Consider the following 8,041-nt stretch of genomic DNA (forward strand, 5'->3'; position numbering starts at 1 on the left):
GTCACCCTGCCCCCGCCCCCGCGCGCCCCCAGGGGCGAGCCGCCCGCCTGGTACCCGGCACGGCGTGAAGACCTCGCCTACACGCTGTTCACCTCCGGCTCCACCGGAGCCCCCAAGGGCGTCATGGTCACCAGGGGCGGGCTCGACACGTATGTGGCAGCCGACCTCGACACCTACCGCCTCACCGACGACGACCGCGTCCTGATGTTCACGGCGCTGACCTTCGACGTGAGCGCCGAGGAACTCTTCCCCGCGCTCGCCGCCGGCGCCGCCCTGGTGCTGCGCACCGAACGGATGCTGGAGACACCGGCCGACTTCTTCACCGAGTGCGAGCGGCTGGGGGTCACCGTGACCCACCTGCCGACCGCGTGGTTCCACCAGCTCGCCGCCGAAGTCACCACCGGCACCGGGCCCCCCGACGGGCTCCGGGCGATGGCGATCGGCGGCGAGGCACCCGGCCCCGCCCAGGTCGCGCAGTGGCGTGCCGCGGTCCCGCGGATGCTGCTCACCAACGTGTACGGGCCGACCGAGACGACGATCGTGGCCACCATCGCGACGCTGGCCGGCGGCCAGAGCCCGCCGCCCGCCGACGGCCGGATGCCGCTCGGCGAACCGATCCCTGGCACCTCCTGCTACGTGCTCGACCACCGGATGGAACCCGTCGCGCCCGGCGCGATCGGCGAGCTCCACCTGGGAGGGGCCGGGCTCGCCCGGGGGTACCTCGCCGATCCGGCCCGCACCGCCGACGCCTTCGTGCCCCATCCCTTCGTGCCGGGGCAACGGCTCTACCGCACCGGCGACCTGGCCCGGCTCACCCCGGACGGCGAACTGGAGTTCCGCGGCCGCACCGACCAGCAGCTCAAGATCCGCGGATACCGGGTGGAGCCCGGCGAGGTGGAGGCGGCGCTGCTCCGGTTCCCGGAGGTCTCGGCCGCGGTGGTCGTCCCGCACCGCGACCGCGCGAGCCTGGTGGCCTACCTGGTCGCGGCCCGGGGCGCCCGGCTGCCGGACGAACCCGCGCTCCTCGCCGGGCTCGCCGAGGTGCTGCCGGCCTACCTGATGCCCTCGGCCTTCGTACCGCTGCCGGAACTCCCGCTGAGCACCCACCACAAGATCGACAGGGCCGCGCTGCCCGAGCCCCCGGCGGCCACGGCCGTGCCGCCGGGCGCGGCTCCGGTCGGCAGGACCGAGCAGACGGTCGCCCGGGTCTGGCAGGAGGTGCTCGGGGTGCCGGAGGTCGGCAGATACGACAACTTCTTCGCGCTCGGCGGGCATTCGCTGCTCGCCACCCAGGTCATCAGCAGGCTGCGCCGCGACTACGGCGGGCGGGTACGGCTCGCCCCGCTGTTCCAGCGGCCGGTGCTCAGCGAGTTCGCCGCCACCCTCGACCGGGACCTGGCGGCGGCAGCGCCCGCGCGGCCCGCCCTGGTACCGCGCGCGGGCCGGGACGCGGACTCGATCAGCCGGCTGACCGCGGGGATGTCGGAGGCCGGGGTCGCGGCGTTGCTGGGGGCCGCGGACGCGGCAGTCGACGGGCGATCGGGATCGGTACAGGGGGAACAGGAATGACAGTCAGCCATGAGGGGCAGGCCGAGCGGGAGGGAGATCCCGTCGCAGGCAGGCGGGAACTCCTCGCCGAGCGGCTTGCCGCGGGCGGCACCCGGATCTGCCCGGCCTCGGCCGCTCAGCGCGGACTGTGGCTCGAGGACCAGCTCAAGCCGGGGCGCACCGACTACACCGTGGTCTGGCCGCTGCGCCTGACCGGCAGGCTCGACGTGGCCGCGCTGCGCGCCGCGCTCACCGCACTCGTCGCCCGGCACGAGGTCCTGCGCACCCGCTTCGTGGGCGTGGACGGCGAACCGGTGCAGGTGATCGACCCACCGGTGACGCTCGAGTGCGGCCTCACCGACCTGACCGACGCCGCCGACGACGAGCGGGACGCACACGTCCGCGCGCGCGTCCGCGCCGCCGGGACACGACCGTTCGACCTGGCGTCCGGCCCGTTGTTCCTGGCCGAACTGCTGCGGGAGAACGAGCGGCAGCACGTGCTCGTGCTCGCCGCCCACCACATCGTGTTCGACGGCTGGTCCTGGTCGGTCCTGCTGCGCGACCTGTCCGCCCTGTACGAGGACTTCCGCGGCGGCGGGCGTGGCGACACGCTCGCGCCCCTGCCGGTGCAGTACGGCGACTACGCGGCGTGGGAGCAGGAGTTGCTCTCGGGTGAGGCGCTCGACGAGGACCTCACGTACTGGCGCGCGCACTTGGCCGACGCACCGGAGACCGTGGAACTGCCCACCGACTTCACCGTGGGCCCCCGCGGCCGCTCCGGCGCGGGCGCCCGACGCCCGGTGTCCGTCCCCGAGGTCCCGGCGAGCGCGCTCGCCGAGCTGTGCGCGCGGGAGGGCGCGACGCCCTTCATGGGCGTGCTCGCGGCCATGGGCGTCGTGCTCGGCCGCTACGGCGCCACCGACGACGTCGTGGTGAGCACCCTGTCGGCCAACCGCGCACAGCTGGAGCTCGAAGAACTCATCGGCTCCTTCGTGAACACCCTGCCGCTGCGGATCGACCTCTCCGGAGCCCCGACCTTCCGCGAACTCCTCGCGCGCTGCCGCACGACGGCACTCGGCGCGTTCGCCCACCAGGACCTGCCCTTCGACCGGCTGGTCGAGGAGCTCGCACCGCGCCGTACGGCCGGGGCCACCCCGTACGCGCAGGTGGCCCTCGTCCTGCAGAACGGGCCCGGCGAGCAGCAGACGCTGGGCGGCCTCGGCGTCGAGTCGCTGTCCGTCGAGACCCGCACGGCGACGTTCGACCTCTCGATCCAGCTGTGGCCGGCCGGCGACGGCGCGCTCGACGGGTTCGTCGAGTACGCCTCCGACCTGTTCGACGAGCCCACCGCGCTGCGTTTCGCCGGACACGTACGGCGCGTCCTGGAGCAGGCCGCCACGGACCCCGACCTGCCCATCGGCGCGTACGCGCTGCTCACCGAGGACGAGCACCGCGAGGCACTGACCGCCGCCGGCGCGGACACGGCCCCGGCCCCCGCCGCCTGCCTGCACGAACTGGTCGCCGCGCAGGCCGCCCGCACCCCGGACGCCATCGCGGTGCACTGCGGCGAGGAGTCCCTCACGTACGCGGAACTCGACCGCGCGGCGGACAAGCTCGCCGCACGGCTGCGCGCGGACGGGGTGGGCACCGAGCAGCTCGTCGGGGTGTGCGTGCGGCGCTCGGTCCGGTCGGTCACCGCCCTGCTCGGCGTCCTGAAGGCCGGAGCGGCCTATCTGCCGCTGGAGCCGGACAACCCGGCCGAACGGCTCGCCTACGTGATCGCCGACTCCGGTGCGGCCACGGTCGTCACCCAGGCCGGCCTGCGCGACCGGCTGCCCTCCGACGGGTTCGCCACGGTGCTGCTCGACGACGTCCTCGAAGCCCCTGCGGCACCCGCCCCGCCGCCCTGCGGCGCGGGGCCGGACAACCTCGCCTACGTCATCTACACGTCGGGGTCGACCGGGTTGCCCAAGGGGGTCGCGGTGAGCCACCGCGCCGCCGTCACCCGGGTGCACGACCCCCGCTTCATCTCGCTCACCGAGCAGGACGTGATGCTGCATGCCCTGGCCCTGTCGTTCGACGTCTCGGTCCTCGAGGTCTTCGGCGCCCTCGCCAACGGCTGCCGGCTCGCCGTGCTGCCCGGCAAGGCGATGCCGGAGCATGTCGGAGCGTTCCTGGTGGAGCACGAGGTGACCGTCGCCTGGCTGACAGCGGCGCTGTTCCACGCCGTCGTCGACACGGCGGGCGATGGGCTCGCGGGCATGCGCACCCTGATCGCCGGTGGCGACCAGCTGTCCACGAGCCACGTCGAACGCGCCCTCGGCCTGCTCGACGACTCGGCGCTGCTGGTCAACGGGTACGGCCCGACCGAGGCCGCCATCTTCGCCAGCACCCACACGATGCGGCCGCGCGACGGCGTCGAGGGCCGCGTCCCCATCGGGGCGCCGATCGCGGGCACCGAACTGTACGTCCTGGACACCCAGTTCCAGCTGGTGCCGCCCGGCGTCGCCGGGGAGCTGTACATCGGCGGCGACTGCCTGGCCCGCGGCTATCTGGGCAGGCAGGAGCTGACGGCCGAGCGGTTCCTGCCCAACCCGTTCGGCACGGCCGGCGCACGCCTGTACCGGACCGGGGACCTCGTGCGCCGCAGGGCCGACGGGCTGCTCGAGTTCCTCGGCCGCACCGACCACCAGGTGAAGGTCCGGGGCTTCCGCGTCGAGCTCGGCGAGATCGAGCAGGTGCTCCGCCGGCACCCCGCCGTCGGCGACGCGGTCGTGGTGGCCATCGCGGACGACCGGGCCGAGCAGACGCTGGTCGGCTACGTCGAGCCGGCGCCGGGCGGTGCGCCGCGGCCCGGCGAACTGATCGAGCACTGCCGGGGCACGCTGCCCGGCTACATGGTGCCCGCCCAGCTCGTCGTCCTCGATTCCCTGCCGCTCAACCCGAACGGCAAGGTGGACCGGGCCGCACTGCCCGACGCGGGCGGCGTGCGGCCGGAGCTGAACACCGGCTATGTGCCGGCCCGGGGCCCGATCGAGGAGAGCGTCGTCAGCGTCTGGCGCGATGTGCTCGGCCTCGACCGGGTGGGCGTGCACGACAACTTCTTCGACCTCGGCGGGCACTCCCTCCTGGCCAGCAGGCTGCTCGCGCGCATCCGCCGCACGTTCGACCGCGACCTGCCACTGGCCACGTTCTTCGCGGGGCCGACGGTCGCCGAGCTGTCCACCGCCCTCGGCACCTCGCTCACCGCGACGCCGGGCACCGCACGCCCCGCGCCGCTCCCCGCCGACCGGCCCGACCCGCTGCCCGCCTCACTCGGCCAGCGCAGGCTGTGGTTCGCCCACCAACTCGACCCGGACAGCGTCGACTACACGATCGTGTGGCCGCTGCGGCTGCTCGGCACCCTCGACGTGGCCGCGCTGCGCCGGGCCGTCGCCCACGTGGTGGCACGGCACGAGGTGCTGCGCACGCGGTTCGCGAGCGTCGACGGAGAGCCGGTCCAGATCATCGGCCCCGCAGGGGACTTCGACTGCCCGCTGACCGACTTGCGCGGCCTGCCGAAGGGCGAGCGCGCGGCCGAGGTCGGGGCACGGATCTCGGCCGCCGCGGTCCGCCGCTTCGACCTGGAGGCGGGCGGCCTGTTCCGGGCCGAGCTGCTGCGGGTGACCGACGAGGAGCACGTGCTGCTCATCCGCGTGCACCACATCGTCTTCGACGGCTGGTCCTCGTCGGTGCTGCTGCGTGATCTCTCGGCGCTGTACGAGCAGTTCCGCACCGGCGACGGACGAGGCGGGCTGCCGCCGCTGCCCGTGCAGTACGGCGACTACACGGTGTGGGAGAGGAACTGGCTCTCCGGCACGGTGCTCACCGGGCAACTGGACTTCTGGCGGGGGCGACTGACCGGTGCGCCGGAGACCACCCGCCTGCCCGCCGACTTCGTGCCCGACGGCCCCGTCCGCTCCGGCGCCGGCGCCCGGTACGAGGTGTCCTTCCCCGCGGGGCCGGGGACCGAGCTCGCCGCGTTCTGCGCCCGGACCGGCGCGACGCCGTTCATGGGGCTCCTCGCGGTGCTCGGCGTCGTCCTCGGCCGCTACGGCGAGACCGAGGACGTCGTCGTGGGGACGTACTCGGCCAACCGGGGCCAGCCGGAACTGGAGGAGCTCGTGGGCTTCTTCGTCAACACGCTGGCGCTGCGGGTCGACCTCTCCGGCAACCCGGGCTTCCGCGATCTCGTGGCCCGGTGCCGTGCGGTGTCGCTCGGCGCGTTCGCCCACCAGGACGTGCCGTTCGACCGGGTGGTCGAGGAACTCGCGCCGCGCCGCAGGGCGGGGGAGACCCCGTACGTGCGGGTGGCGCTGGTGATGCAGAACATGCCCGACGAGGGCGGGACGCTGGGCGATGTGCGCGTGGAGTCGCTGCCGTCGGACACCAGGTCCGCCACGTTCGACCTCGCGCTGCACGTGTGGCCGAGCCCCGACGGCGGACTGGACGGCTTCGTCGAGTACGCCACCGATGTCTTCGCCGAGCGCACCGCGGCGCGGTTCGCCGACCATGTGCGGTGGGTCCTCGAGCAGGCGCTCGCCGATCCGGACCGGCCGGTCGGAGAACTCGCGCTGCTCACGCCCGTCGAGCACCACGAGTTGATCACCCTGGCGGGTGGCCACGGCGAGCGATTCGCGGCCGACGCCCCGAGCACCCGGTTCCTGCGGCAGGCGGCCCGGACCCCCGACGCCGCCGCGTTCGTCGTGGAGGGCACCACGCTCACCTACGCGGACCTCGAGCGACGCTCCGCGCGCCTCGCCACCCGGCTGCGGGCCGCCGGCGCCGGGCCGGAGACCCCGGTGGGGGTGTGCCTGCCCCGAGGTCTCGACCTGCCGGTCGCCGCGTTGGCCATCTGGCGGGCGGGGGGCGTCTACCTGCCGCTGGACCCGGGGACCCCGCCGACCCGGATGGCTCATCTCCTCTCCGACTCGGGCACGAACCTGGTGGTGACCGACACCGCGGGCGAGAGCCTGGTGCCCGCGGAGGTGCGCCGGCTCGTCCTGGACGTCATTGCCGAGGACGCGGCGGACGGCACGGACCACGACGTGACCCTGCCGCCCCCGGCCGACCTCGACGCGCTCGCCGCGGTGATCTACACCTCCGGCTCCACGGGGCTGCCGAAGGGCGTGGCGATCACGGCCCGCTCGCTGCTCAACCGGATCGACTGGATGGCGTCCGCCGCGCGGCTCGGGCCGGGCGACACGCTGTGCCAGAAGGGGTCGATCGGGTTCGTGGACGGCCTGTGGGAGCTGCTCGGCGGGCTGCTGCACGGCGTGCCGACGGTCGTGGCCACCCCGGAACAGGGAACGGACCCCCGCCTGCTGACCGGCCTGCTCGCCGAGCACGGGGTGACGCACCTGCTCGTGGTGCCGTCCCTGCTGCACTCGCTCCTGGAGATCCCCGACCTCGCCGGCCGGCTGCCCGCCCTGACCCGGTGGGTCAGCTCCGGCGAGGAACTGCCGCCGAGCCTCGCCCGGCTCTTCGCGGAGCGGCTGCCCGGCCGCGAGTTGCGCAATCTGTACGGTTCCTCGGAGGCGTGGGACACGCTGTGCCAGCGCGTCGGCGACGCTCCGGTGCCGGGGCGGCCGGTCCCGGTCGGCGACCCGATCAGCAACACCACCGCCTATGTGCTCGACACCGAGCTGCGGCCGGTGCCGGCCGGCGTCACCGGCGACCTCTATCTCGCGGGCGCCTGTCTCGCCCGCGGCTACCTCGGCAAGCCGGACCTGACCGCCGAGCGGTTCCTGCCCCACCCGTTCGACCCCGAGGGCGGCCGGATCTACCGGTCCGGTGACCGGGCCGTGCGCAGGGCCGACGGCCAGATCGAGCTCGCAGGGCGGGCGGACCTCCAGTTGAAGATCCGAGGGGTGCGGGTCGAGCCCGCCGAGACCGAGCGGGCGCTCGCGGAGCTGCCCGGTGTCCGGCAAGCGGTGGTGACCGGCTGGAGCCGGCCCGGCGCGCGGGACGGCGCCATGGAACTGGTCGCCCACGTCGTACCCGAACGGGACGCGCCCCTCGACGAGCGGGCCCTGCGGGCCGCGTTGACCCGCGTCCTGCCCCGGCACCTGGTGCCCACCGTGTTCACCGTGCTCGACGACCTGCCGCTGAACGCCAGCGGCAAGGTCGACCGCGCCGCGCTGCCGCAGCCACGGCCGCGTACCGGCGCGGGCGCGGGCACGGCGGCGACCGAGCACGAACGAGCGCTCCGGGAGATCTGGGCCAACGTGCTCGGCATCGACACCGTCGGACTGCACGAGGACTTCTTCGACCTCGGCGGGCACAGCCTGCTCGCCATCCAGCTGGTGGACAGGATCGCCGAGTCGCTCGGCACCCGCCTGGACGTCCACACGGTGTTCGAGTACCCCACCGTGCACACACTCGGCCGTCTGCTGTCCGCGTCTCCCGACCCGCAAGAGGCGCCCCATGTGTGAAGCCGTCATGAGCGAAGTCG

Annotated in this window: 2 protein-coding genes; both read left to right on the forward strand. The window is 74.4% G+C overall.

Going from position 1 to position 8,041, the window contains the following annotated elements:
- A partial coding sequence (locus tag STRAU_RS19050; RefSeq protein WP_158692092.1) for a non-ribosomal peptide synthetase occupies nucleotides 1-1,569 on the forward strand: 1,569 nt, incomplete at its 5' end.
- Complete coding sequence (locus tag STRAU_RS19055) at nucleotides 1,566-8,021, forward strand: non-ribosomal peptide synthetase (protein ID WP_016642001.1); 6,456 nt, start codon at nucleotides 1,566-1,568, stop codon at nucleotides 8,019-8,021. The genes STRAU_RS19050 and STRAU_RS19055, both read left to right, overlap by 4 nt.
- The last annotated feature ends 20 nt before the right edge of the window (nucleotides 8,022-8,041 follow it).

The sequence above is a fragment of the Streptomyces aurantiacus JA 4570 genome (assembly GCF_000414115.1).
Taxonomy (GTDB): Bacteria; Actinomycetota; Actinomycetes; order Streptomycetales; family Streptomycetaceae; genus Streptomyces; species Streptomyces aurantiacus_A.

Coding starts and splice junctions, on each gene's coding strand:
- STRAU_RS19055 (WP_016642001.1), top strand. CDS start 1,566: ATGACAGTCAGCCATGAGGGGCAGGCCGAGCGGGAGGGAGATCCCGTC.